This is a genomic window from Kitasatospora sp. A2-31 (assembly GCF_022288725.1).
Taxonomy (GTDB): Bacteria; Actinomycetota; Actinomycetes; order Streptomycetales; family Streptomycetaceae; genus Kitasatospora.
In genome coordinates, this window is sequence record NZ_JAKNTA010000171.1 from 1 (window position 1) to 1,493 (window position 1,493).

Sequence of the window (1,493 nt, forward strand, 5' to 3'; positions counted from 1 at the left end):
CCCCCCCCCCCCGCAACCCCCCGGCGCAACATCCACCGCCACTACGACCTGTCCAACGAGCTGTTCGCCCTCTTCCTCGACCCGACGATGACCTACTCATCGGCGATCTTCCCGACGGCACCCGGCGGCGCACCGGAGGCGAGCTGGGACGCGCTGCCCGCCGCCCAGCACCGCAAGATCGACCGCCTGCTCGATCTCGCCCGCGTCGGTCCCGGGACCAGGCTGCTGGAGATCGGCACCGGCTGGGGCGAACTCGCCATGCGTGCCGCCACCCGTGGCGCACGCGTGGTCAGCCTCACCCTCTCCGAGGAACAGCTCGACCTCGCCCGCCGCCGGATCGCCCGTGCCGGGCTCGACGACCGCGCCGAGGTCCGGCTCTGCGACTACCGTGCCGCCGAGGGCGTGTACGACGCCGTGGTCAGCGTGGAGATGATCGAGGCCGTCGGCCGGCCGTTCTGGCCGGACTACTTCGCCACCCTCGACCGGGTCCTCGCCCCCGGCGGCCGGGTCGCCCTGCAATCGATCTCGATGCCGCACGACCGGATGCTCGCCGGCAGCCGGACCCAGACCTGGATCCTCAAGTACATCTTCCCCGGCGGCCGGATCCCGTCCGTCCGCGCGATCCGGGAGACCGCGGCGCGCCACACCCGGCTGCGGGTCACCCGTACCGACGCGTTCGGGCCCCACTACGCCGAGACGCTGCGCCTGTGGCGCGAGCGGTTCGCCGAGCAGTCCGCGCAACTCGGCGGCCTCGGGTTCGACGAGGTGTTCCGGCGGACGTGGGAGTTCTACCTGGCCTACTGCGAGGCCGGCTTCCGCACCGGCTACCTCGACGTCCACCAGCTGCTCCTGACCAGGGAGGAGGTGACGGCATGAGCACCGCCGCGGTGATCGCCGGGGGGCCGGGCGACGTGCTCGACGGAGCGCCGCCGGAGCCCCCGGAAGCCCGGTTCGGCTCAGCGCCCCGTGCCGCGGAGGTGCCGTCGCGGTCGCCCGCCGTGGCGGGAACGCATCCCCGGTCCGCCGGGCCGGGAACGGAGGTCTGACGTGAACGGCAACGCCTTCGCCCTCAACGTGGCCGTCAGCGCCGGTGCGTCCCTGGCCGTCTTCCTCGTGGCCTTCGCGGTCGGGGTGCGCCGTGGCCGTCACCGCGGTGTGGACGTGGCCTGGGGCCTGGCGTTCACCGCGGTCGCACTCGGTGGCTACCTTCTCTCGGCCGGCCACGGCGACCCCGGGCGGCGACTGCTCGCGACCGTGCTCGTCGTGGTCTGGGGTCTGCGCCTGTCCGCACACATCTGGTGGCGCTCCCGGGGCGCACCGGAGGATCCGCGCTACGCCGCAATGCTCGCCCGCGCCCCCGAGGGCGCGGCCCGCACCCGGTACGCGCTGCGGATCGTCTACCTGCTGCAGGCGGCCCTCGTCTGGTTCGTCTCGCTGCCCGTCCAGGCGGCCCAGTACATCCCCCGTCCCCCGGGCGCACTCGCCGCGGCGGG

2 protein-coding genes are annotated in these 1,493 nt (G+C 74.1%); both read left to right on the forward strand.

All coding sequences use genetic code 11. From position 1 onward, the window contains the following. Positions 1-876: cyclopropane-fatty-acyl-phospholipid synthase family protein (locus MCM47_RS40590; RefSeq protein WP_238951815.1), on the forward strand; the 876-nt coding region annotated here is incomplete at its 5' end. Between the two features lie 171 nt (positions 877-1,047). Then, positions 1,048-1,493 (forward strand): DUF1295 domain-containing protein (locus tag MCM47_RS40595; RefSeq protein WP_238951816.1); only part of this gene is annotated, 446 nt, incomplete at its 3' end.